At 49.1% G+C, this 24,400-nt stretch carries 20 protein-coding genes; 6 read left to right on the top strand and 14 right to left on the bottom strand.

Translation table 11 applies throughout. The features are described 5' to 3' along the window. Positions 1–196 precede the first annotated feature (196 nt). The gene (locus tag ACY652_RS03970; protein ID WP_462268210.1) at positions 197–1,624 is read left to right on the top strand and encodes an L-serine ammonia-lyase; all 1,428 of its coding nucleotides are present in this window, start codon (positions 197–199) and stop codon (positions 1,622–1,624) included. Positions 1,625–1,656: 32 nt separating this feature from the next. Here ACY652_RS03970 and ACY652_RS03965 read toward each other — a convergent pair whose 3' ends face one another. Next, positions 1,657–3,999 carry an OstA-like protein gene (locus tag ACY652_RS03965; protein ID WP_462266686.1) on the bottom strand — a complete coding sequence of 781 codons (2,343 nt, stop codon included), beginning with the start codon at positions 3,997–3,999 and terminating at the stop codon, positions 1,657–1,659. A 54-nt stretch (positions 4,000–4,053) separates the two neighbouring features. On the opposite strand from ACY652_RS03965, the gene tilS reads away from it, so the two are divergent. Next, positions 4,054–5,391: a tRNA lysidine(34) synthetase TilS gene (tilS, locus tag ACY652_RS03960; RefSeq protein ID WP_462266685.1), complete on the top strand. Its 1,338-nt coding sequence runs from the start codon at positions 4,054–4,056 to the stop codon at positions 5,389–5,391. Next, on the top strand, positions 5,384–5,863 hold the full coding sequence (locus ACY652_RS03955) for a hypothetical protein (protein WP_462266684.1): 480 nt from the start codon (positions 5,384–5,386) through the stop codon (positions 5,861–5,863). The genes tilS and ACY652_RS03955 overlap by 8 nt, the downstream gene beginning before the upstream one ends. 147 nt (positions 5,864–6,010) lie before the next feature. Here ACY652_RS03955 and ACY652_RS03950 read toward each other — a convergent pair whose 3' ends face one another. The 7 genes from ACY652_RS03950 to ACY652_RS03920 all read right to left on the bottom strand — a co-directional run bounded on the left by ACY652_RS03950 (position 6,011) and on the right by ACY652_RS03920 (position 14,097). Continuing rightward, positions 6,011–6,718, bottom strand: coding sequence for a DUF4197 domain-containing protein (locus tag ACY652_RS03950; RefSeq protein ID WP_462266683.1), 708 nt, complete (start codon positions 6,716–6,718; stop codon positions 6,011–6,013). Between the two features lie 42 nt (positions 6,719–6,760). Further along, on the bottom strand, positions 6,761–7,771 hold the full coding sequence (locus ACY652_RS03945) for an anion permease (protein WP_462266681.1): 1,011 nt from the start codon (positions 7,769–7,771) through the stop codon (positions 6,761–6,763). 27 nt (positions 7,772–7,798) lie between these two features. Then, the gene (locus ACY652_RS03940; protein ID WP_462266679.1) at positions 7,799–8,449 is read right to left on the bottom strand and encodes a DUF47 domain-containing protein; all 651 of its coding nucleotides are present in this window, start codon (positions 8,447–8,449) and stop codon (positions 7,799–7,801) included. A 51-nt stretch (positions 8,450–8,500) separates the two neighbouring features. Continuing rightward, a complete protein-coding gene (locus tag ACY652_RS03935; RefSeq protein ID WP_462266678.1) occupies positions 8,501–9,562 on the bottom strand; it encodes a sensor histidine kinase in 1,062 nt (353 codons plus the stop codon). Between the two features lie 75 nt (positions 9,563–9,637). Continuing rightward, positions 9,638–10,087, bottom strand: coding sequence for a YqhG/Tai3 family protein (locus ACY652_RS03930; RefSeq protein WP_462266677.1), 450 nt, complete (start codon positions 10,085–10,087; stop codon positions 9,638–9,640). Positions 10,088–10,117: 30 nt separating this feature from the next. Then, the gene (locus ACY652_RS03925) at positions 10,118–10,819 is read right to left on the bottom strand and encodes a methyltransferase domain-containing protein (RefSeq protein WP_462266676.1); all 702 of its coding nucleotides are present in this window, start codon (positions 10,817–10,819) and stop codon (positions 10,118–10,120) included. Between the two features lie 95 nt (positions 10,820–10,914). Then, positions 10,915–14,097: a S41 family peptidase gene (locus ACY652_RS03920; protein WP_462266674.1), complete on the bottom strand. Its 3,183-nt coding sequence runs from the start codon at positions 14,095–14,097 to the stop codon at positions 10,915–10,917. Positions 14,098–14,140: 43 nt separating this feature from the next. On the opposite strand from ACY652_RS03920, the gene ACY652_RS03915 reads away from it, so the two are divergent. Both ACY652_RS03915 and ACY652_RS03910 read left to right on the top strand, forming a co-directional pair. Continuing rightward, positions 14,141–15,436, top strand: a complete 1,296-nt coding sequence (locus ACY652_RS03915; protein ID WP_462266672.1) for a glycosyltransferase — start codon at positions 14,141–14,143, stop codon at positions 15,434–15,436. Further along, positions 15,429–16,184: a glycosyltransferase family 2 protein gene (locus tag ACY652_RS03910; protein ID WP_462266671.1), complete on the top strand. Its 756-nt coding sequence runs from the start codon at positions 15,429–15,431 to the stop codon at positions 16,182–16,184. The genes ACY652_RS03915 and ACY652_RS03910 overlap by 8 nt, the downstream gene beginning before the upstream one ends. A 185-nt stretch (positions 16,185–16,369) precedes the next feature. Here the strand turns inward: ACY652_RS03910 and ACY652_RS03905 are convergent, their stop codons facing one another. The 6 genes from ACY652_RS03905 to ACY652_RS03880 all read right to left on the bottom strand — a co-directional run bounded on the left by ACY652_RS03905 (position 16,370) and on the right by ACY652_RS03880 (position 23,411). Continuing rightward, on the bottom strand, positions 16,370–17,893 hold the full coding sequence (locus ACY652_RS03905) for an ArnT family glycosyltransferase (protein WP_462266669.1): 1,524 nt from the start codon (positions 17,891–17,893) through the stop codon (positions 16,370–16,372). Between the two features lie 518 nt (positions 17,894–18,411). After that, complete coding sequence (locus ACY652_RS03900; protein WP_462266668.1) at positions 18,412–20,076, bottom strand: glutamine--tRNA ligase/YqeY domain fusion protein; 1,665 nt, start codon at positions 20,074–20,076, stop codon at positions 18,412–18,414. Between the two features lie 77 nt (positions 20,077–20,153). Continuing rightward, positions 20,154–20,657, bottom strand: a complete 504-nt coding sequence (locus tag ACY652_RS03895) for a shikimate kinase (RefSeq protein WP_462266666.1) — start codon at positions 20,655–20,657, stop codon at positions 20,154–20,156. Between the two features lie 4 nt (positions 20,658–20,661). Further along, positions 20,662–21,720, bottom strand: a complete 1,059-nt coding sequence (locus ACY652_RS03890; protein WP_462266665.1) for an ABC transporter permease — start codon at positions 21,718–21,720, stop codon at positions 20,662–20,664. A gap of 3 nt (positions 21,721–21,723) precedes the next feature. Continuing rightward, positions 21,724–22,875 carry a BT_3928 family protein gene (locus tag ACY652_RS03885; RefSeq protein ID WP_462266664.1) on the bottom strand — a complete coding sequence of 384 codons (1,152 nt, stop codon included), beginning with the start codon at positions 22,873–22,875 and terminating at the stop codon, positions 21,724–21,726. Continuing rightward, positions 22,872–23,411, bottom strand: coding sequence for a DUF1599 domain-containing protein (locus tag ACY652_RS03880; protein WP_462266663.1), 540 nt, complete (start codon positions 23,409–23,411; stop codon positions 22,872–22,874). Before ACY652_RS03880 ends, ACY652_RS03885 begins: the two co-directional genes overlap by 4 nt. Before the next feature lie 70 nt (positions 23,412–23,481). Here ACY652_RS03880 and folP point away from each other — a divergent pair, with 70 nt between their 5' ends. Next, positions 23,482–24,336, top strand: a complete 855-nt coding sequence (gene folP / locus ACY652_RS03875) for a dihydropteroate synthase (RefSeq protein WP_462266662.1) — start codon at positions 23,482–23,484, stop codon at positions 24,334–24,336. Positions 24,337–24,400: the final 64 nt, after the last annotated feature.

The raw sequence follows: 24,400 nt of genomic DNA, 5'->3' as shown, positions 1-24,400 counted from the left end.
ATACAAGTGTGTTGTTTTTAAAGTATCCTACCTGTCCCACGATTTGAATTTTTAGTTAGTTCTACAAAGTATTGGTTGACGTGTATATTCTTTATCGCAACAAGTACCCCGTTTCTTCGTTATCATATATAGCTCCCCGATCAAAATAAATCCCTGAATGCAACAGACTTCTGCACCGAAACGTAACTTTGCCCTGATGCAAAAAGAGCAAATTTCGGTATTTGATATTTTTAAAATAGGTATCGGTCCCTCCAGCTCTCATACGCTGGGCCCCTGGCGTGCCGCGCAGCAATTTGTACGGCTACTGCAAGACAGGCAGGTATTGGAATTAGTAACCGGCGTACAGGTGCTGCTTTATGGTTCGCTGGCTAAAACGGGCAAGGGGCATGGTACTGATATTGCTATATTGTTAGGCTTAAGCGGCGATGACCCCGTAACGTTTGACGTAAACCGCATTGATGACAAGGTAAACCATATAAAAACCACGCGGCAATTGCAGTTGGGTAACAGCCATCAGGTGGCATTCTCTTATGAGGATGACCTGCTGTTCCTGTTTCACGAAAGTTTGCCCTTTCACCCTAATGCGGTAACTTTTCAGGCATTGCTGAGCAACGGCAAAGCCTTGTCTGAAACGTACTATTCCATAGGCGGCGGTTTTGTGGTGAAGGAAGACGGCGGGGGGCAGCAGCGCCCTGAAGTGGATTTGCCTTTCCCCATTGAAACTGCGGCCGACCTGCTACACTGGTGCCGTAAAACCGGCTTGAAAATATCAGAGGTGGTGATGGAGAACGAGCAGGCCTGGCGCCCCGAGCAGCAGACTGCAACCGGCCTGCTGGATATTTTTCAGGTAATCAAAGAGTGCACCTATCGTGGTTGCCATACTACCGGTTACCTGCCTGGCGGCTTGAATGTGGCCCGCCGCGCGGCCAGCCTGAACCGCCGGCTGGTAAAGGATTATAGCTACCATAATTTTGATGAATGGATTGCCGCCGTACGTAAAACCGGTAACGGTTTCCAAAATATACTGGACTGGGTAAGCTGTTTTGCATTAGCCGTTAACGAAGAAAACGCCTCTTTTGGCCGTGTGGTTACTGCCCCTACTAATGGCGCGGCAGGTGTAATACCGGCTGTTTTACTGTATTATCTTGCCTTTTGCGATGGCTATAGCACCAACCATATTTTGCAGTTTCTAGCCACGGCATCAGAAATTGGCAGCATATTTAAAAAAGGGGCTACTATATCCGCAGCGATGGGCGGCTGCCAGGCCGAAATTGGCGTGTCATCCGCTATGGCGGCAGCGGCTTTAACCGAGTGCCTGGGCGGCTCGCAGCGGCAGGTGTTGATGGCTGCCGAGATTGCGATGGAGCATCACCTCGGCCTAACCTGCGACCCTATTGGCGGCCTGGTGCAGGTGCCCTGCATCGAGCGCAACACCATGGGGGCCATCAAGGCCATTACCGCCTCGCAACTGGCCCTGCAAAGTAACCCCGACCAGGCCAAAGTAAGCCTGGATGCCGTAGTGAGAACCATGTGGCAAACCGCATTGGATATGAACTCCAAATACAAGGAAACCTCGGATGGCGGCCTGGCGGTTAATATCCCGATCAGTTTGCCCGAGTGTTAGGCGTTTTCTAAAGGGATTTTCAATACCTGTTTTTAAGGATTTGCCCGCGTTGTATCCCGCGCCGAGGGTACGATGTTACTGCGGTTGGAAGTGTCCTTACCAGCGTTTGATGGGGCAGGTTTAGTGAGCATCCGCCTAAGGCTGTCTACCGCGCCCGGTGTAATTTTATCCGTTATATTAGCAGGCAACGTAATTTTGTTACCGGCAGCAGCTTTCTTTATGGTAGTAGCTACACCCGTTGCTGCCGGCTTGTTCACCGGCGGCGCTTTGGTTTTAGGTGAACCGGCGGCTGTACGTAAGGCGTTCTGCCTGCGGCTGTAAGCATAAATCACCGATTCTTTAGATACCGGCCGTTCCTTAGGTTGCCAGATAAAGCCTTTAAGCAGCCGTTCATCCTCCTTAAACTTACTTATTGGCCCGTAACGCTGCTCGGGCTTTACCAGCCATACTACACTGGTTACCTCGTTGTTTTTAAAATTTGCCTTAATGCGGCTGGTAAGCGAGCGTTCCATTTCGGTTATACGGCCGCTGTCGCGTTTAAAATAGATAGTTTCGGCATTGCCGTCCACATACATCTGGCTGAATTTATTGTTCACAAAAAAGCCCCGCATCTTTTTACCGGCCACCTGGTTGAAATGGGTAGAATCCTTATCCTCAATGTTCACGATAAATGCATTCGGAAACAGCTCCATATTATTGAGCTTTCGATCCTTCATCTGCAGATATACGGTATCGCCCGAAAGCTGCGAGCCCTGCGTCCAGATGATGGGTTTAACATAGCAGCGGATAATGGAGTCGCTGCTGCTGTAAAACATGGAATCGGCCTTGGCCTGCAAATCTGATTTAAACAGCAGTGAGTGGTGATACGCACTCAGTATGCGTATCCTTGACGTATCGCTTAGCGTTACTTTATGCCCTACGTTCAGGTACACCGAATCCGGCGCGGCAGGTTTTCTTACTTTAGCGGGTACCGGCTTTTTGGAAACTACTGCTGTAGATTGCTTTTGTTTAGCGGTATCAACAGGTAAAGGTTTGGGCTTGCCGAACAGCAGGGGCTGCAAAATATGGTTATCAGTTACCACACCGGCAACCGGCGGCTTGTAAATATATTTAGAGGTGCTTTTCAGGTACTGGGGCACCCGCTGTGCTTTAGCCAGCCGGGCCAGCGAATCTTTGAGTTTATTGGGCCGCATGTTTTCCTGTCGCAGCAGTAATGCTTTATACGTTAACACTTGTGTAGACAGCGAATCGGCCCCTATATATACTGAATCAATGCGGGTTCGGGTTTTTTCAGTCCTGTCAGTGATGGCAGCTTTGTTTTGCAGCGTATCAATAGCCGGCGTTTTACCTTTTGAAGTTGGAATTGTAGCAGGTAAAGCGGCAACGGTTTTTGTCTTGCCGGTTTTCTCCGCCTTTCCTTTCTTAACTTCCTTTGGCTGCTGTGCTGCCGAATCGGTTTTGGTGGAATCCTGCTGCTCGGTTTCTAAAATTACGTAAGCGTTTCGGGTAACTACGGCGCGTTCATCCGCATTGTAATAAGTACCTAAATCGCCTTTAATGGTAATTTTCTGCTCCCGGTCGTTAAAGGTTACGTGGCGCACGGCGCGGCCGTAGCCCCGCAGGCGGTCATAAAAAAGGCTGTCGCCCCTCAGCATTTTGGTGCCTTGCGCGTAACGGTTCTTACGGCCAAAGAAAGCTTGCTCGGTAATGGTGTTATAGGTGCCGTTCTCGCTATACAGCGTATCTTTATTTTTGTTGCCATAGATATGGCTCGGCCCTAAAAAGTAAGCAATGCGCGACCCCGAATTGTACCGCAGGGTATCAGTTTTAATTACGGCATCATTGGTGGTTAATACCACATTGTACCTGAAATACGCATCGCGCGAAAAGGCAAAGTAATAGCCGTTCTTGCTTACCAGTGTATTGGTTTTGTTAACCAGCTTGCCGCCGCCGGTGTAGGTGCCAATGCGGGTGGCGGTATTATAAGTAAGGTAATTAGTGCTTAAGGTGGCATCTTTATCTACCAGGCGCACATTATTGGTTAATATAGCCGTATGCGTATTGCCGTTATAATTAAGTTTATCAGCATAAATATTTAAGGTATCACCCTGGTTGATCACCACATGGCCAAAGGCGTCGAAGGCGTTATTTTGCGCATAAAAGTACGCACTGTCTGAAGTGAGGCGCGAATAATCCTGCTTGAAAGTGCCCCGGTATACCTTAATTACATCCACGCCATTGCGCTTTATGCCCTGGCTGCTTTGTGATTGTACCAAGTCGACCTTTGTTTTTGGTGTGTTACCCTGCGGCCGGCGTTGCGCCTGGGCAACAAGCGTAAGCAGCAGCAACATACCTGAAATAATATACTTATTCACCGGGTGCAAAATTAGTTTTTTGGTTGAGGTAATTAAATTAAATAATTTTGGCCCATGCAGCCGCCCGAAAGCTTTACCCGTTTCATTGCCGAAAACCAGCTTTTTAGTCAGCAAAGCCGGGTGCTATTGGCCCTGAGCGGCGGTAAAGATTCCGTACTGCTGGCGCACCTGCTTAAGGCCGGCGGTTACACCTTTGGCACTGCCCATTGTAATTTTCAGTTACGGGGCAGCGAATCTGATGGCGACGAGCAATTTTGCAGGCAACTGGCCGAAAAGTTGCAAGTGCCGTTCAATGTGTCATGCTTTGATACATTGAACTACGCCAAAACGCATCAAATATCCATTCAAATGGCCGCCCGCAACCTCAGATATAGCTGGTTTGAGCAGGTCAGGCAACAGCAGGGCTATGATGTAATTGCCGTAGCCCACCATCAGAACGATGCCATCGAAACAATATTGCTTAACCTGGTTCGGGGCACCGGGATAGCCGGGCTGCACGGTATTTTGCCGGTTAACGGCAGGGTGGTGCGCCCGATGCTGGGCTTTACCCGTGAGCAGATAGATGAATTAGTCAGCCGCCATCAATTAGCTTACCGCGAAGACAGTTCCAACGCTTCCGTCAAATATGCCCGCAATAAATTAAGGCACCAGGTCATCCCTCAGCTAAAGGAATTAAATCCCGATCTGGAGCATACCTTTCAGCGTAACCTGCAGCATTTTAAAGATTTGGAAACCCTGCTGCAATACCAGTTAGCACAGGTGCAGCCATTGGTTTGGGGCAGGGTAAACGGCGTAGCCGCGTTATCGGTTCAGGCAATCGGGCAACTGCCGGTTCCGCGCCTGCTGCTGCCGGAGTTGCTCAGGCCGTATGGCTTTAACAGAACAACAGTTGAAGATTTGCTAAGTGCATTAACCCGGCACCCCGGCCGCAGGTTCATCTCGCTTACTCATCAGTTAACTTTAGACCGCGATTGGATATTATTAGAACCTTTACGTGCTGATATAGACCAGGTTATTATTGAAGCAGGCACTGCTTGTGTAAATTACAATGGCAGGCGGTTAAACATTTTGCATCAAACCCAGTCAGAAATTTTAAGGCATAAAAACGTAGCCGTAATTGATGCTGCCTTGCTGCAATATCCTTTAATATTGCGCCCCTGGCAGCAGGGCGATTGGTTTTACCCGCTGGGGATGCAAGGGCGCAAAAAGTTAAGCGATTTTTTTATTAGTCAAAAAATACCTTTAAGCCTGAAACGCCGTATACCCATACTGGTAAACGGCAACGGCGAGGTGATATGGATAGGCGGCTACCGGGCCGATAACCGGTACAAGGTAACCGCCCAAACCCAAAAAGTTACTATATTCGAACTGGATAAACAGCACTATGAGTAAAGCGAGATTTGTAGAAAAACAGTATTTGGGCCGAGAGTGGATACCCATCAGCATCCGGCTGGTACTGGCCATGTTTTGCTTTGCCGTGTACGTGTTTACCGATTCGCATGACCCTAACGGGGATGTGATGGCCGTGGTAGGCTTTGCCATCATCATCATTTCTGTTATAATGGGTTTCCTGCTGCATTTTAGCACCTGTGTAGAGAGTGGCAGCATTATAATCGATGGTTTATGGACAGCCCGCCGGGTGAAGATTGATTTGAACAGCATTGTAAAAGCCGAAAAAGGCATTTACAGCGGTTACATTGTAAACAGCCCCGTATATAACCTGCATAAAAAGGGCACCATCCGTTTTTATACCGCCGGCAACGAGGCCATCCACCTTACCGACCGCGACGGGCTGGAGTATATCATCGGCTCGCAACACGCCAACGAGTTGCTGAGGGCTATTCAGGAAGAGATGAATACATAGAGGTCGTCATAACCGATTATTAAAGCCTTATAAGCTGCCGTTGTGAGGAGCGGGGGGCTTTATTCTCTGTAATTACAGAACATCTGCAGGGCAGCATTTAATAAAAGATGTGCCTGGTAATTTATAAATTCCCAAACCGTATTTGCTTTAACTTTTCTTGCTGAAAAAGCTGAACACCTGTTGCAGCAGCGGTGTGGTACGGGCCGATAAGTTCTGTCGGATATTGATTTCCTCTAACGCAATCTGATAAAAAATGCCGTTAATAGCCTGTTGGGTTACATAGTCATCCAGCTCCGGATCGATCTTATTAAAAGTAAGCGGTATGCGGTTGTACTGGGCGGCAAGGCTGCTGTACAGCCTGGTAGCGCCTACTTTGCTGAGGCTGGTTTGTATAACCGGTTTAAACTGGTCGGTTAGGCTCTGGTTAGTGGTATTTCTGAAATATTGGGTAGCGGCATCCTGTCCGCCGGTTAAAATAGCGGCCGCATCCTTCACCGTCATTTGCTTGATGGCATTTACAAATATGGGGGCAGCTTTGCCGGCTGCATCCTCGGCGGCCCGGTTGAGGGAGAGGGTCAGGTTATCGCAAAGTTTACTGAAGCCTATTTTGCGCAGGGTCTTTTCTGCCTTTTGCGCCTCCGGCGGAAAAAGGATCTTTACTGCTGCATTGCCAAAAAAACCGTTTAACGCAGATAGTTTTGACACGCTTTTGTTGGTGCCCTGCTCCAAAGCTTGTTTTAAAGCGGCGGTAATTTGCGATGAAGTTGGATCGGCTGCCATTAAAGGGCGCGTATCAAAGCTGCTGAACGACAGGAACGCCAGCAGCAGCGGCAGGCAGAGGTATATTCTTTTCATAAGCGGTACAAAGCAAAACTGCTGCCAATGGCCGCAGCAAACTTACTCGAACAGGTGAATAATAACGTAGGCTGTTGCCGCAATAAGCGCCGATACCGGAATGGTAATTACCCAGGCCCATACCAAACTGAAGGTTACCCCCCACCGTACCGCCGATACCCGCTTGGTTAACCCTACGCCGATAATAGAGCCGGTAATGGTATGCGTGGTAGAAACAGGGATACCCAAACGCTCCGTCATAAACAGCGTAATGGCGCCGGCGGTTTCGGCAGCCACCCCCTCAAGCGGCGTTACCTTAGTAATTTTGCTACCCATGGTCTTTACAATCTTCCACCCGCCCGACATGGTGCCTAAAGCAATAGCACTGTAACAAGCCAGCGGAATCCAGTCTGGCATGTGGGCGTCATTGGCAATTACCTTTGAGGCCACCAGCGTAACATAAATAATTCCCATTACCTTTTGTGCATCGTTACCGCCGTGTGCAAAGCTCAGCGCAGCAGATGAAACAAGCTGTATACTTTTAAACCACCGTTCGGCCACTGCCGGGCGCGAACGCTTGCTGAGGTGCAGTATAATAATGGTGATGATGTAAGCGATAATTAAGCCGATAAATGGCGCCAGCACAATGTAGGCGGCTATATTAAGGATGGAGTTTAAATTTACCGCCGTTACCGGGTTAACGCCCAGAAAGATAGCGTGGGTCATGCCTGCACCTGCAAAGCCGCCAATCAGCGTATGCGATGAGCTGGAAGGAATGCCAAACCACCAGGTAACCAGGTTCCAGGTAATGGCCGCCAGTAAACCGGCCAATATTACATGTATGGTAATAAAGTTTTCATACACGGTTTTGGCAACTGTATTAGCCACTTTATGATCTTTGATTAAAAAGAAGGCTAAAAAGTTAAAGGCCGCAGCCCATATTACGGCCTGAAAGGGCGTAAGCACCTTAGTAGAAACAACTGTGGCAATGGAATTGGCCGCATCATGAAATCCGTTTATAAAGTCAAATATCAGCGCAAGGGCAATTACAACAACAAGCAGGAGGGTGATCATCGGGAGGTTTAGGGGGCTAAATAATGCTTAGGCGTTTTTAACTAATATTGACTCCATTACGTTGGCCGCATCCTCGCACATATCGGTTGCGGTTTCAAGCGCAGCTAATACTTCTTTGTATTTGATCACTTTCAGTGCGTCCTTCTCATACAGAAATAAGTCGGCCACAGCACGGTCAAATACGTAATCGGCCTGGTTTTCCACGCTGTTGATGCGGATGCACGAATCGGCAATGTTACGCACATTTTTCAGGTCCCTTAGTTCGCGCACTGCTTTTTCCAGGTCAGTAGCAGCCTGCAAAATCAGGTCGGCCAGCTTCTGTATAGGTTCAGTGATATCCTCCACCCGGTACAGGCTCATGCGGTTGGCCGAGCCTTGTATATAATCGGCCACATCGTCAATAGCCGTAGCCAGGGCATGAATGTCCTCGCGGTCAAAGGGGGTGATAAAGTTTTTACCCAGTTCCAGGTAGATCTGGTGGGTCAGGTCGTCGCCTTTATTTTCCAGTTTATCTATCTGTTGGTACAGTTCCTCGCGGGTAGCAGGGTTGCCTGAGTTTACCGCTTCTACCAGTACGGTAGCCATAGCTACTACGTTATGGGCGGCCTGCTCAAACAGTGGGAAAAATACTTTTTGATCCTTAGGGACAAAGTACTGGAAAATGCTGTTTAATGACATGTTAAACTTATGATTTGGAACAAAGGTACAATACCCAATGTTAAGTTAGTGTTAACTATTTAGTACCGGAATGCCTGAAAATGCCGATTGCCTGGCCTTCTGCAAGGTAAAGCCAAACGTAGAGCCCAGGCCTTCAGTACTGCGTACATTAATGGTTTGCTGATGCGCCTCTACAATATGTTTTACAATAGCCAGCCCCAGGCCCGAGCCTGCAATCTGCCTCGAACGGCTTAGCTCGGTACGGAAAAACCGCTCGAACAGCCGGGGCAGGTGTTTTTCCTCAATGCCAATACCGTCATCAGTTACCTCAATCAATACCTGGTCATGCAGTTCAAACAGGCTTACGGAGGTGGTGCCGCCTTCGTTACCATATTTAAAGGAATTATCAATCAGATTTACCAGTACCTGCCGTATTTTTTCGCGGTCGGCAACTACGTTCACCGGCTCATCATACTTTTGCTTAAACACCATTTTTATCTGGTGCTTTTTGGCTTTCATCTCCAAGCCCTCAAACACCTCCTTAATCAGTTCGCTGATCTTGAATTTGGTATAGTTTATAGGAATTTCACCCGACTCCAATTTGGATATCTCGTCCAGGTCTTTAATCAGGTAACTTAGCCGGTCTACATTGCGCGAGGCTTTTTGCAGAAACTGCATGGCCATGTCTTTATCTTCCAGTTCATCATCGGTAATGGCATCAATATAGCCCTGTATGGCGAACAAAGGAGTTTTAAATTCATGCGAAATGTTGGATAAAAATTCCCGCCTGAACTTTTCCTGCCGGCGCAGTTCGTCAATCTCAGTTTTCTTTTCGCGCGCCCAGGCTTTCACTTCCTTTTCCACATCGTTAATAGGGTCGTTACTGATGTGCTCGCCCAAAGCATCCCGAAGGTCGTTACCCAGTTTCAGGTTGTGGATGAGTTTATAGATCAGCTTTATTTTTGAGTAGATATATTTTTCAATCAGATAATAGAATACCAAAAAGCTGGTAACAAAGCTGGCGGCAAAGGTAACGGCGGCATCGTACCACCGGTGCATAAAGTAGTAATTAACTATGGTAATGGTAATGGCTACCGCACTGGCTGTAATGAGGATGAGTACCCTTAACTTCATATTCAAAGTTAAGGGTTACATATTAAATTAGTGTTAGCCCTGCAACTATGATTTGCTAACTTCATTAACAGGTAATTACAGGATTTCAGCAATCTGATAGCTGCTGTTAACCTTTTTTAACTTCAGTTTTATGCCAACACGGGTTTTATGGATTTTGCCGTTCTCCTGCTCCTCATCATAGTAGTAGGAAACTACATAGGCATCGGGTTTTAACGGCAGCTTTTTAACAGCTAATGTTGCGGCCCACTTGGCGTCACTGTCCTGTCCGTTAATAATCGGGTCGGCGTCTGTTGCGGCTGCCAGTTTTTTGTATTGATGCTGACACTTCAATGTACAATACCTTTTTCTCAAAGAGCTAAGCGTTTTCTCGAAATTAGTATCATCTGTGGCTGAAAACGCCGACATGTAGCTAATGTAAAAGGTTTTAAGCATAGCGGCGGCTTGCTGCTCATCTTTAGCAGGTGATTGTGCTTGTGCAAAACAGGCGCTGCAAATAAATAAGAATGTGAAGAGTGTCTTTTTCATGTTGTACAGGTTTGGGATTGTAAAGATTGGTTATAACTGTTTGTAAATACTTAACTGCCACCGGAAAGCCCACTTCCACTGCAGTTTATAATGTGTAATGCCTGCTTTTGCCAGTAACTGCTGCAAATCCTTGCGGGTAAAACTGCGCCTTACCGACAGCGGCCCGTCATACTCCATCATTTTGTTGCGGATGATGTATCTGGATAAAAACTTAACCGCATAGTAAGGCAGCCAGTGCCGGTGCAAATCGGTAATGATCACCCCGCGTTTGGCCGATTGGTACATGTTCTTCACCAAGGCAATCCACTCTTCATCGCCAAAGTGGTGGGTAAACAGGCTGGAGATGATAATGTCGAACTGTTTAAATTGCAGCTCCGGGTTCATCACATCCGATTGCAGGTAGCTGATATTTGGGTAAGCCGCAGTTTCTTTCTGAGCAAAGGTGATCGCTGCCGAGGCAGCATCTACGCCGGTAAAGGTAAGCGGTATGTTTTGCTGCTGCGCCCAGGCGGCAATGGCTTTCAGCCCGTCGCCGCCGCCGCAGCCCCAGTCGCTGATGTGGTTACCGGCCTGTACGGGAAAGTTTTTGAGTGCATCAATCAGCATCCGGTGGCCGCCAAACCAGGCATTGAGGTTGCCCAAACCTTTAAGCAACGGGTTCAGCTCCGCTGCCGGCAGGTTGAAATCATCCATAATTTCGGCTTCATTGGTACGGCGGCTTAAATCAATCATTGAGCGTAATTAGCTATAAAAATAAAAAAGGGCAGCACCTATAATAATATATACGTACTGCCCGGTTATAACAGCTAAACGCTGTTATTGTTAAACTATTTCAATCCTTTCATGGCCTCTTCTATCGCCCGGTTTAATTGCGGGTCGGTATTGTGCAGGCGGTCGGTAAACGAAGTGGCCACACTGATGTCGGGCGCAACGCCGGTTTTCTCAATGTCCTTGCCATCCAGGGTATAGCAGCCCCAGGCCGGTAAGCGCACTACCGAGCCATCCACCAGGCCCTTGGCGCTGGTAAAGATGATCCAGCGGTAAGTTTCGGTACCTACAATTTTACCTAACCCCAACGCTTTAAAACCGGCCGAGGTCATCTCCGCATCGCTCAAAGATTGCTCATTAACCAGCAGAATAATGGGTTTGGCCGAAGGCGTAAAATTAGGCTGCACGGTGCGCTGCCCGCCGCGGTATTGCCATTCCAGGTAAGGGCGCTGCGACAGGAAGTTCAGCACGGCATCGTGCACGTTGCCGCCGGTATTATAGCGCAGGTCGAGTATCAGGCCGTCCTTTTTGTAGGCATCATCTACCATATCTTCCAGGAACTGCTCCAGCGAAGCCCCGCCCATGTCTTTCATGTAGGCGTAGGCAATGCGGCCTTTGCTTTTATCGGTTACTTCCTTGCGGTTGTGCTCAATCCAGTCGTCGTACAAATTGCCCCTGAAATCGCCCGCACTCTCCGGGTGAACTACCACTTTTACGGGCTGACTGCCGCGCGTAAAAGTCAGTTCCAGTTCATTATCCAGTGAGGGCTTGGTAAAGTAGTAATTACGGTCCTGCTGGTTATCTACATTTACCCCGTTTACGGCTGTTAAAATATCGCCGGGCTGCACGCTGATGCCTTTGTGGTCGGCATTGCTGAGCTTGAGTACACGGGTTACCTTATAAGGCTCGTTGTTGTCAAATTCGATACCGGTTTCCATGGTACGGTAGCGTAAATTGGTACGCTCCTCGGCGCCTGATGAACTGAACCCCTGGTGAGAGGAGTTGAGTTCGCCCAATAAGTCATTCAGTAAAAGGCGCAGGTCGGTACGGTTGTTCAGGTAAGGCAGATAAGTGGCGTACTGGTTATGCAGCTGCGCCCAGTTTACACCATGAAAATCGCCGTCGTAATAATTCTCATCCAGGTCGGCCCAGGCCTCGTCAAACATCTGTTTAAATTCACCGGCCAGGCTGCGGTTAAACTTGTAGCTCAGGTCAACTTTATCAATCTTGTTCTGGTCAATATTCAGCTTATAGATATTACCGTTACCTAATACATAATACTGGCTGCCATTGCTTATCATATCGTAGCCGTATACCTCTGCACCTGCCACCTTTTCAGTTTTGTTGTTCTCAAAAGGCTCAATGGTGGTACGATACAACGCATTGCGCCCCTCAGCCTGATCTGAAATGTAATACACCAGCGTTTTGTTGCCTTTCTGAATCACGTAAGGCGAGTTTTGCGAACCGAAAGCCGGACTGATGCGTTCCAGCCGTTTCATTACATCGGCCATATCAATGATAAGCGTAACCGGCGCTTTGGGCACGGGCTGCTCAGATAAGGGCTTCTTTTTAGCCGGTTGCTGCTTTTTATCGGTCTTGGCCGCGCTATCCGGTTTTGGCGCTTCCCTGAACAGTTCTTTAAATTTAGTCAGCTTAAAGTCGGTATCAAACTTTTGCAGCGGCAGCCGGTAAATGCGGGCGCCCTCGCCCCCGGCAGGATAGCTGGCTTTAGTACGTGCCGAAGCAAAATAAATGTACTTGCCATCGGGCGACCATACCGGTTCGGCCTCGGTTACGCCGGAGTTGGTGAGGTTGTATGTTTTATTGCCGGCAATATCGTGCACAAAAATGTCCTGCTCAAAATTGCGGTGCGCCGTAAACATCACGTACTCGCCATTGGGCGAAAAGGTAGGCTGTGAGTTTTGAAAGCCCCACAGTTCATCCTTGGCAATGGTGCGGCTGGCTAGGGTTTTCAAATCAATCAAACGTACCTCGTCGCGGCCGCTCAGGTAAACGCCCTGGGTGCGGGCCTTGTTGGACAACAACATGCGGTTGCTGCGCTTGTCGGCGGTGAGCTGGCGCGCTTTGGCGCTGCCGTCGGCCGGTATGGTATACCAGTTGGGGTAGCCGCCCAAGGTTTGGGCAAAGAGTAGCGTACGGTTATCGGGCATCCATTTTACTTCGGTAACCCGCTCGCTGCTGTTGCGCTGTACCTGCTGGATGATTTTGCCCTCTGCATCGCTTACAAACAGTTCGCCGCGCGATACAAAGGCCAGCTTTTTGCTATCGGGCGAGGCATCCATCGCCTCAATCTTACCGGCGATGTCAAACTCCTGCTGCTTGGGCAGTACCTCATTGCGAAACAGGGCCGGGTTCAGCTTCTGCGTTTGCCTGGAGGCTACATCATACACGTAGATCTGGTAATCCTTTTCAAACGTAACCTTGCTGCCATCTGCGCTTACCACCGGGCGTTTTATGGAAGTATTGAAGCTGGTGAGCTGTGTTTTTTGCCCGTTAACAAAGGTATACAGGTTATATTCGCCGTTGGCCTCGTCTGATACAAAATAGATATTCCCTTTACGGTCCACCGTGGCCCAAAAGTCCTTGCCGTTCCAGTTGGTATACTGCTTATAAGCGCCGGTTTTAGGGTTGTACGATTGAATATCGGGGTTATAAGCGCCCTTATAATGCTTGCGCTGCGGAAAGCGGTAACTTTCCCAGGTATTGCTGAAAAACAGTTCGCCGCTTTGCGGATGCTCGGCCACGCCATGAATGGTATTAAAGTAATTGCCAAACACCCTGGCTGGCGTACCGCCCGTGCGGTTTACCTTGTAAGCGCTGAAGTTGTTGTACCGGCTGGAGGTAAAATAAATGGTTTTAGAATCCCATCCCCAGGAGTCTACCTCATCGCTGGATTCATGGTAGGTAATCTGCTTAATATCGCCGCCGGCCAAAGGCATCACATATACATCATTATTGCCAAACTGGTTGGAAGAGAAGGCCAGCCACTGCCCGTCGGGCGAAATATGGGCATTAGTTTCCTCGCCCTGCATGGCCGTAAGGCGGGTAGCCGCCGGGCTGTTCACGTCGGTTTTCCACAGATCACCCTCATAGCTGAACACTACGGTTTTGCCATCGGGGCTGAGGGCCGGATAGGAGGTAAAGTAAGTGGCTGCAGGCTGCGCCCTCAGTTGTAAGGAAAGCAGCAGTGCGGGGCAGAAGAGTAAGTATTGTTTTCGCATATAAATATGAATGAAGTTAGGCTGAATACCCTATTTTTGAGCCATGCTAAAGGTAGTGCACTTAAACACTTACGATGGTAACGGCGGGGCCGGAAGGGCCTGCCTGCGCCTCAATCGTGCATTGCTCAGCCAAAATATCAATTCTAAAGTAATTGTACACTATAAATTTGGCAATAATGCGGCTATTGGCACCTTTAACCGCAATGCGCTGCAAAAAGCCTGGGCGGCCGGACTTATCGTGCTGGAACGCCTGCTGGCCAAAGCTTACCTTAAACCCGGCAAACGCACGCCATTTTCTTTCGCCTGGTTTGGCCGTTCGGTGATACATCACCCCGATGTAAAGGCGGCTGATGTGATACATCTGCACTGGGTAAACCACAGCTTCATGAACCCTGCCCATCTGGCCGAACTCACCAAGTTAGGCAAGCCTGTGGTGTGGACGTTTCACGACAGTAACGCCTTTACCGGCGGCTGCCATGTGCGCTACACCTGCCGCCACTTTGAGCAGCAATGCGGTAACTGTCCTTTGTTGAAAAATGAAAGCCCTAATGATGAATCGAACCAGATATGGCAGCAGAAAGATCAGGCTTACCGGCAACTGCCCTTTACGGTAATTGCGCCCAGCACCTGGATGCAGCAATCGGTACAGGCGGCCAGTTTGATGCGGGGCAAGCCGTTGCTGCAAATCCCCAATACGCTGGAAACGGATGTATTTGCGCCGGGCAGCCAAACAGATGCCCGGCAGGCGTTGGGTTTACCTGCGGATAAATTTATCTTCCTGACCGGTTTTATGCCTTCGCGTAAGGATTTGCACAAAGGCGGGGCCTACCTGCTGGAAAGCCTGCACCTGCTGAAGGCGCAGTTGGGCAGCCGGGCCGGTGAGGCAGAGCTGGTGATCTTTGGTAACCGCGATACCGAGAACATGCCGGAGTTTCCGTTTAAGACGCATTTTTTAGGGGTAATAAACAGCGATGAAAAGCTGGCGCAATGCTATAATGCGGCTGATGCCTTTCTGATTCCCTCGCTGGAAGATAACCTGCCTTACACCGTGATGGAAAGTTTAAGTTGCGGTACGCCTGTGGTAGCCTTTACCACTGGGGGCATATCCGATATGGTACAGCATGAACATAACGGCTATCTGGCCGAATACCGCTCGGCCGGAAGCTTTGCAGCAGGAATGGCCTGGGTATGGCAGCACCCCAGCCGCGCCCATGTGCGGCAGCAGGCCCGGCAAACGGTAATGGATAAATTTTCGGAAACCGTAGTGGCCGCACAGCATATTCAGCGCTACCAGCAATTACTGGCCGCACCCGCAGCCATACAGGAGGCCCATGTTTAACCCCAGGCTGAGTATTATTACCGTAGTGTACAACAATGTGCACGATGTGGAGCGTACGCTGCTATCGGTAACCGGGCAAACTTATGGCAATATTGAGTATGTGGTGATTGATGGCGATTCTGCCGATGGTACGCTGGACGTACTGGAACGCTACCGGCCGCATATCAGCAAATTGATCAGTGAGAAGGATAAAGGTATTTATGATGCCATGAATAAGGGGCTGGCCTTAGCTACCGGCGATTACGTACTGTTCATGAACTCCGGCGATGAGATATATGCGCCTGATACCGTAGCAAAACTGTTTGCCACCGCGCCGGATGCTGATATTTATTATGGCGAAACGGAGATGATTGATGAGGGCGGGCGCATCCTGGGCCGGCGGCGGCATAAAGCGCCCGAACGCTTTACCTGGCGCAGTTTCAGGTATGGCATGAGCATCAGCCACCAAGCCATCTATATCCGCCGTTCGCTTACCGGGCCTTATTGTTACCCGCAGTACCAGCTAAGCGCGGATATTGACTGGATACTTACGGCCGCCAAAAAAGCTAAAAAGATGGTGAACGTGCACCAGTACGTAGCCCGGTACCTGGTAGGCGGCATGTCAAAAGCCAAACACAAGCAGAGCCTGCTGGAACGCTTTGACATTATGAAACGCCATTACGGCCTGCTGCCTACGCTGTTCAATCATGGGGTGATTGCCTTTAATCTGGCCTGGTACTGGTTAAGGCACCGGCGGACGAATGATTGAGTGAAAGATTTCCATCTTTGCAGCGGAAATCTTTTCTATCTTGTATTAAATAGCTGATAATCAATGTAATTAACCAAATGTGATTGCGAGGAACGAAGCAACCGCACGGAGACTTAAGCTGAGATACTTCCCTGCGGTTGTCGCACTATCGCTCGCAGCAATGACAATTTTTACATGCTGCACAATCATTCTGTAAATCTGCTTCGCTGCTTTGTATATGCTTGCTTAAATTGTTCCGACGGCTGCTGCATTAAGTAAATCCTGATTCCCCTTTCCCGTGCATAAGCAGAGGTCAGACTATCAGCCAGCATTACGTTTTTAGCCATCGGGCGGATGGTATCCGTTTCGGGCCGGGTAATATAAATCACCGTTTGCGCATCCAACTCCTTTGGCGACCATAAGATAAAGCTGTTATTGGCTGATACCACTGGCGGCAGTTGCCGGCCGCCATAGTAGCTGAGGGCACCGGCTGCCGGGTACTGCTCGGCCCAGATTACTGTATGCTTTCTTTCCTCCGGCGTTAGCTTCTGGTACACGGCGGTTACTTTTCGCGCCAGTTCCTGCCAGCCCAGCATGTCGGCATAAAACTGGGGAATGGGATGCACCCGGCCGTCCTCCCAGGTAAGCGGCTCTGTAAAGTAGGTGTAGGTGCTCATCAGCTTAAAATACCGCACCGTGAGCGGGAAAGGCAGCAGGGGCACTACAGCCGGCAGTGCGATGAGTGCGGGGAGTATCAGTATCACAAACAAGTTGTACCGCCAGAAGGCCACGGTACGGTTCAGCATTTCCTCCCAGCATACGCCGCCCGCCGCTATTACCGCCGGAAAGGCGCCCAGTCCGTAATAAATTTTGCCCTGCAGGATGAACAGTAGCAAGCAGGTAATAACAAATGCCCAGGCCACAAAACGGTAGGGCCTCAGGCTTTTTTTCAGCAACAGGTAACTCACCCCCGCCAGCCACACCGCCACTGCCGAGCCGTGGAAGAAAGAGAACTGAAACAGGTAGTCGCCCATGCCATGAAAGGAGGGGTGCTGGTGTACCAGGTGCACATACTTGAACACCGGAAAATGGTGCTGCACCTGCCAGATCATATTGGGCAGTATAACCAGCAGGCAAATAAATGCTGCCCTCAAAAAAAATGACTTTTTAAGCCTTTTATGGCCGATTATGAACAAATTACCGGCGATAATGGCACTTGAGTAGAGCAGAATAGTGTATTTATTTAGCAACCCCAGGCCCAAGAGCAGTCCGCAAGCGTAAATAAAAACCGGCTTTCGGGTTTGCACATAACGCAGAGTGCAGTACAAACCTACCGTCCAGAAAAACTGCTCAAAAGCCACCGGCTGCAGAAAATAGGCCGTAGCTAAAAAGGCCGGAGAGCACAGCATCGCCGTACAGGCAATAGCTACCGCCAATCTCTTACCTCCTAAATAATAAGTGATTAAGCCGGTAAAGCTTACGGTTAACGCAGAAAACAGCGTAGGTAAAATGCGATAGGCAAACGTAGATTCGCCAAAGAAAAAGCGAGAAAAAGCTGTAATTACCGCAATCAGCGGTGAATTATCAAGGTAGCCCCATTGCAAATGCTTGCTTAAGGCAATGTAGTATAATTCATCTGCATGCAGGCCGTAGCTGGCATTTGCTGCCAGATGAAGCAAAAACTTAAATACCGAGAAGCCAATGATGAGGTATACTATATTTTTAGGCATCGGCTTCATTGATAAACTTACACTGCTATTTTAACAGAAATGTATGCCCACAGTTCTTGCAGGTAACCCGGTCACGCTCATGGGTAATAAAGTTTGCCCATGATACCAGCGTGATTAACAGGAAGATACACATACCTGCCGTACTTACCCAAAACACTACATTAATCACCATTAAAAGCATACAAAAGATGGATAATATCAACCCAACCGCAAACCACTTCAAATAGCGCCACCGGGTTTGGACAGTCAAATCCTGGCTTTTACAGCGTGGGCAGTGTATGGGCGTATGCATCAGAGGTTAGGAGCAAGCGTAATTTTGGTTTGCTAAGCATGAATAAAGCAGTAAAACATTTATCCTGTTTTGATATGAACAGAAATAATTAAGGCCATTACTTAACTGCAACGGCCTTAACTGAATCAAAAACTTTGTCATGGCGAGGAACGAAGCCATCCCGTAGCCAATGCTTCTTCGCCCTGTAAACGACGGGATTGCTTCGTTGCTCGCAATGACAGGCAAGTTATTTCTTAGCCGCCTTTGTCCAGGTATCTTTCAACGTAACCGTACGGTTAAATACCAGTTTGTCGGCGCCTGAATTTTTATCCAGTGTAAAATAGCCCTTACGGATAAATTGATAGCCCTTACCCGGCAGGGCAGTAGCCAGGTCAGGTTCAATATAAGCGGTTTGCACCTGTAAGCTTTCAGGATTTAAGTACTCCTTAAAATCGCCTTCCTCATTGCTGGGGTCCTCCACCTGGAACAGGCGCTCATACAGGCGTACTTCAGCCTGTTTGGCATGTGCGGCGCTTACCCAGTGGATAGTGCCCTTTACATTCACGCCGCTGGTATCATGGCCCGATTTAGAATCGGCTAAATGGCTGCAATATATCTCAGTGATATTGCCTTGCGCATCTTTTACAAAGTTTTCACATTTGATGATGTAAGCATTCTTTAAGCGTACCATCAGGCCGGGGCCTAAGCGGAAGTACTTTTTGGTTGGTTCCTCCATAAAGTCTTCGCGCTCAATATATAATTCGCGACTAAACGGAATGTCGCGGCCACCTTCACCGCCTTCCACTTCGGGGTTGTTTTCGCCAAACATTGTTTCGGTCTGGCCTTCGGGATAGTTGGTGATTACCAGTTTTACCGGGTCGAGCACGGCCATGCGGCGCCATGCGGTTTTATTCAGATCCTCGCGAATGCAGAACTCCAGCAGGCTCACATCAATCATGTTTTCGCGCTTGGCAATACCAATACGGTCGCAAAACTCACGGATGGAATGCGGCGTATAGCCCCGGCGGCGCAAGCCGCTGATGGTGGGCATACGCGGATCGTCCCAATTCTCTACATGGCCTTCGTTTACCAGTTGCAGCAATTTGCGCTTGCTCATTACGGTATAGGTCATGTTCAGGCGGGCAAACTCGTACTGGCGCGAAGGGAAGATTTCCAGCTTATCAATAAACCATTCGTACAAGGCACGGTGGGTTACAAACTCCAGTGTACACAGCGAGTGGGTGATTTCCTCAATCGAATCCGATTCGCCGTGGGCAAAATCATACATGGGGTAAATGCACCATTTATCGCCGGTACGGTGGTGGTGCGCATGCTTAATGCGGTACATCAGCGGGTCGCGCAGCAGCATATTGGGCGAGGCCAGGTCGATTTTAGCCCGCAATACTTTGGCACCATCGGGGTATTTGCCGGCCTTCATATCTTCAAAAAGCTGGATGTTCTCTTCCACTGTACGGCTGCGGTAAGTGTTAGGCGTACCCGGTTCGGTAGGCGTACCTTTTTGCGTGGCAATCTCTTCTGAAGTGCTGTCGTCTACATAGGCCAGCCCCTGCCTGATGAGGGTAAGGGCAAAGGCATACAGTAAATCAAAGTAATCGGAGGCATATAGTTCATTGGCCCACTCAAAGCCCAGCCAGCGTACATCCTCCTTAATGCTTTCCACATACTCGGTATCTTCCGTCACCGGGTTGGTATCATCAAATCGCAGGTTGGTTTTGCCATTATATTTTTTGGCTAAGCCAAAGTTTAAGCAGATAGACTTGGCATGACCAATATGCAGGTAGCCGTTCGGCTCGGGCGGGAAACGGGTATGTACCCTACCCATGTTCTTGCCGGTGCGGATATCCTCCTCAATAATTTCCTCTATAAAGTTCAGTGATTTTTCTTCGCTCATAATGCTGTTTTAAGCAGGTATGGCAAAAGTAGTAAAATTTTACGGGGACGAGTTGCAAGTGTATTGGTAGCTGATACTTAACCTGCCTTCAATATCTCCTCCATCTTTTCCGCTGTCAAACTCAAGCCATCAGCAATAATGCTGGCTTGCGTATAGTAAGGTTCGCGCTCTGCCAACTTTTCTTCAATGAAGGCAATCAGGGCATCGCCGTGTTTGTCATGCAGCAGGGGGCGGCTGGCCCTGCTGTTCTCCAGCCGGGCGGCCAGGGTTTTGGGCGACAACTTGATGTAAACCGTTTTCCCTTGCCGGTTCATCCAAGCCATGTGATCGAAAAAGCAGGGCAGGCCGCCGCCGGTAGAAACTACTGCGTTTTTGGGGTAATCCATCGTTTTGAGTACCCTTGACTCCATCGCCCTGAAATGCGCCTCACCGAACTGCAAAAAGTACTGCGGAATGCCCATGCCGGCCTGGGCTTCCAATACATAGTCTAAATCGATAAACTCGTGACCAAGCCTGGCCGCCAGTTTGCGGCCCAGGGTGGTTTTGCCGCAGCCCATAAATCCGGTTAGAAAAATGATCATGACGTTAACTGAGTTTCACCCGAGGGTCAATCCATACATACAACAAATCCACCAGTATATTGATCACTACAAAAATGAGCGCAATAAAAAGGATGGCACCTATAATCACCGGAAAGTCCGACATTTCGAGGGCATCTACCGTTACCTTGCCCAAGCCGTTGTACCCGAACACATATTCTACAAAAAACGAACCGGCCAGCAGCGAAGCGAACCAGTTGGCAATGGCGGTGATCACCGGGTTGAGCGCATTGGGCAGCGCATGGCGGTATACCACACGCCATTGGCTCAATCCTTTGGCTTTGGCCGTGCGGATATAATCCTGGCTCAATACATCCAGCATGGCATTGCGGGTAAGCTGTACGATGATAGCCAGGGGGCGCAAGCCCAACGTAATCATGGGCAGTATCAGATTGCGCCAGGTGATCACTTCGCCCCTAAACGGATCGTAGCTATACAAGCTGCCCGACATATCCAGCCCCGTATAGTGGCTCAGTACAAAGCCAAACAGCCAGGCAATGATGATACCTGCAAAAAAGGAAGGGGCCGAAATGCCTAATACGGAAAAAGCCATTGCTACCTTATCTATCCAGCTGCCCTGATAAACGGCGCTGATGACGCCCAGCCATACCCCAATAAGGATAGCCATCGCCATAGCGGTAACTGCCAGAATTAATGTATTGGGGATAACTTCGGACAGGAGTCGCGCTACCGCCTTATGGGTTTGATAGGAGCGGCGCAGGTAAGGAAACTTAAGTGCCAGTACATGGGAATGGCTTACCGGAAACAACGTAAGATAATGGTATTGCTGCTGCGCCTCGGTACTGCGCTCATGTATACCAACAGGCGATAAATCGTTCAGGTAATACAGGTATTGAACCGGCACCGGTTTATCCAGCCCGAACTCTTTACGAACGGCCTGTAAGGATTGCACATCGCTGCGCTGCCCCTGAGTCATACGCGCCGGGTCAACCGGCAGAATGTTGAACAGCACAAACACCACCGTAGCTACCCCCAGCATTACAGCCAGCCCATAAGCGGTTTTGCGCAGCAGGTAACTCAGCATAATTTATGGTTTTTGCAGGTACTCCTTTACCAGCCGGTCATAGGTGGGTAGGGTATGGTAATGCCATTTGTTCACTACCGTGCCGTTTTTCATCAGCATGATGCCGGGGTTGGCCCGCACCATGGTTTTAAGCGGTACACCATCGGCATAAAATACTTCTGATACCAGGTGGTGCGCTTTGGCAAACGCAGTAGCTTCCTGCACATTAGCCGAAGTAAGCAGCACCGTGCGGATGTTATAATTACGGGTGAGGTTGATAGCCAGTGCATTGGCCCGGTTGATAGCCTCCGTATGGGTATGCTCCAAATCATAGGCTACTATCCATAAGCTATAGAAGGGGTTCAACAGCAGTTCATCGGTATAGGCATTGCCCTGCGCATCCTGTATGGCTAAATCGCGTATTTTGGGGGTAAAGCCTGCTTTCACCAGCCGGCGTTCCGGGTCGCCCTGTACTTCCCAGTTGGTGTCTTTCCAGATGCCGCTTTTCAGGTAGTCCTTATCGGTCATGTCCTTAACGGCACTGGTCTTTTTGTTTTTTAAATGATAAGTCAGCTCATACTCATCGGGTTTGGCACCCGGCGGTGTTTTCATTTCATCGGGCAAATTAGCCCCAATTTTGTAAGGCAGAAAATCAATCACCGGCAAAAAATTGTAGGTGTATAAGCCTACGCCAACCGATAGCACAACAGCCGCAGCCAGCAACGCCATTTCGGCCTTTGGGTTAACGAGCAGTTTTAGCTGCCTGCGGTTAAAGAACAGTACCAGCACCAGTGCCAGCAGCACCATGTCTTTACCGAACGACTGCCAGGGGGTAAGCGGTATAGCGTCACCAAAGCAGCCGCAGGTTTGCACAACTTTAAAATAGGCAGAGTAAAAGGTAAGGAAGCCGAAAAAGATGATCAACAGCAACAGCCCCCAGGCCACACTGTTAATGCGGATGCCGATAAGCAGGGCGAAGCCTAAAATCATTTCCAGTGCGCAAAGCAATATGGCCGAACTAAGCGCCAAACCATTTAACGCCGTAAGGTGGAACACCTCAAAATATTCCTGTAGTTTATAGGAAAAGCCCAGCGGGTCATTCGCTTTAATCAGCCCTGAAAAGATAAAGAGCAGGCCTACCGCGATGCGGCAAAACCAGATGAGTGCATTCTTCATTTTACGCCCAGTTTAATCAGTGCAAATACCGAGTAGTTGAGCATATCCTGGTAATTGGCTTGTACGCCTTCGGAGGCCAATGTTTGCCCGGCATTGTCCTCTATTTGCTTTACACGCAGCAGCTTCATCAGTATCAGGTCGGTAAGGGAGCTAATGCGCATATCGCGCCATGCCTCGCCGTAATCGTGGTTCTTGGCAAACATCAGGTTGCGGGTATCATTGGCATAATGGTCAAACAGGCGGCTTACGTGTTCAGGCGAAAGCTCTACAGGGGTATCCGGGCCGCACTCCAACTGCATCATGGCAATCAGGCAGTAGTTGACGATGCCGATATATTCGCCGGTAACGTCATCGCCCACCATAGATACCTTTTTTTCTTCCAGCGTTCGGATGCGCTGGGCCTTAATAAAAATCTGGTCGGTAATTGACGATAGCCGGAGGATGCGCCAGGCAGTGCCATAATCGCGTGTTTTTTTGATGAACAGGTTTTTACATACCTCTATTACAGCATCATATTCGGCGGCGGTATTGCTCAAGTGGGTAGAAGTTAAATTTTGTTTGATATTTGTACGGGCAGCAGCCGGTTAAAGCACGCCCTTCTCCTGAATGGCTAAAGATACAGTTTTTCATAAAAAGACCACCATTAACGCCCGTGGCCGCCTTATTGATTTAACCCAACCCAGGGCAATGGGCATTATCAACTTAACGCCCGATTCTTTTTACGCCGACAGCCGTAAAACTGATACTGATGCCGTTTTGGAGCAAGCCGGGAAGATGCTGGCCGATGGCGCTACCTTTCTGGATATGGGCGCCTATTCTTCACGCCCCGGTGCCAATGATATTTCGGTGCAGGAGGAAACCGACCGGCTGCTGCCCGCCGTTGAAGCCGTAGTGAGCCGTTATCCTGAAGCGGTAATTTCCATAGATACCTTTCGTGCCCCGGTAGCCGAAGCTTCTGTTAGGGCCGGTGCGCATATCATTAACGATGTTTCGGGCGGACAGCTGGATGAAACCATGTTTGCCACCGTAGCCCGCCTGCAGGTGCCTTATATATTGATGCACATGAAAGGCACACCCCAAAACATGGTACAACTGGCCCAATATCAAGATGTATTTCATGAGGTGCTGGATTACTTTACCGAAAAGTACCATCAATTGCGGCTATTGGGCGTGCATGATGTGATTATTGATCCCGGCTTCGGCTTTGCCAAAAAAGCGGAACACAGCTACGCTTTGCTGAACCGGCTGCAGGATTTTCAGCTGTTGGGTTTGCCTGTACTGGCCGGCGTATCGCGCAAGCGCATGATTTACGGTTTGCTGAATACCAATGCCGGTGAAGCGTTGAATGGTACCACCATATTAAATACCATTGCACTTGGTAAAAGCGCTTCTATACTACGGGTGCATGATGTGAAAGAAGCTGTAGAAGCGGTTAAGCTGTGGCAGGCTGTAAGTGGATAATAAACGGCATTGCCATCAATACCTATACAAAAGCAAACACCTTTATTCTTAATAAGCGTTAAAT

Source organism: Mucilaginibacter sp., assembly GCF_965200995.1.
In the GTDB taxonomy this organism is placed as follows: Bacteria; Bacteroidota; Bacteroidia; order Sphingobacteriales; family Sphingobacteriaceae; genus Mucilaginibacter.
The sequence above is the reverse complement of the archived record's forward strand: the minus strand, read 5'-3'. Positions and strand labels throughout refer to the sequence as shown.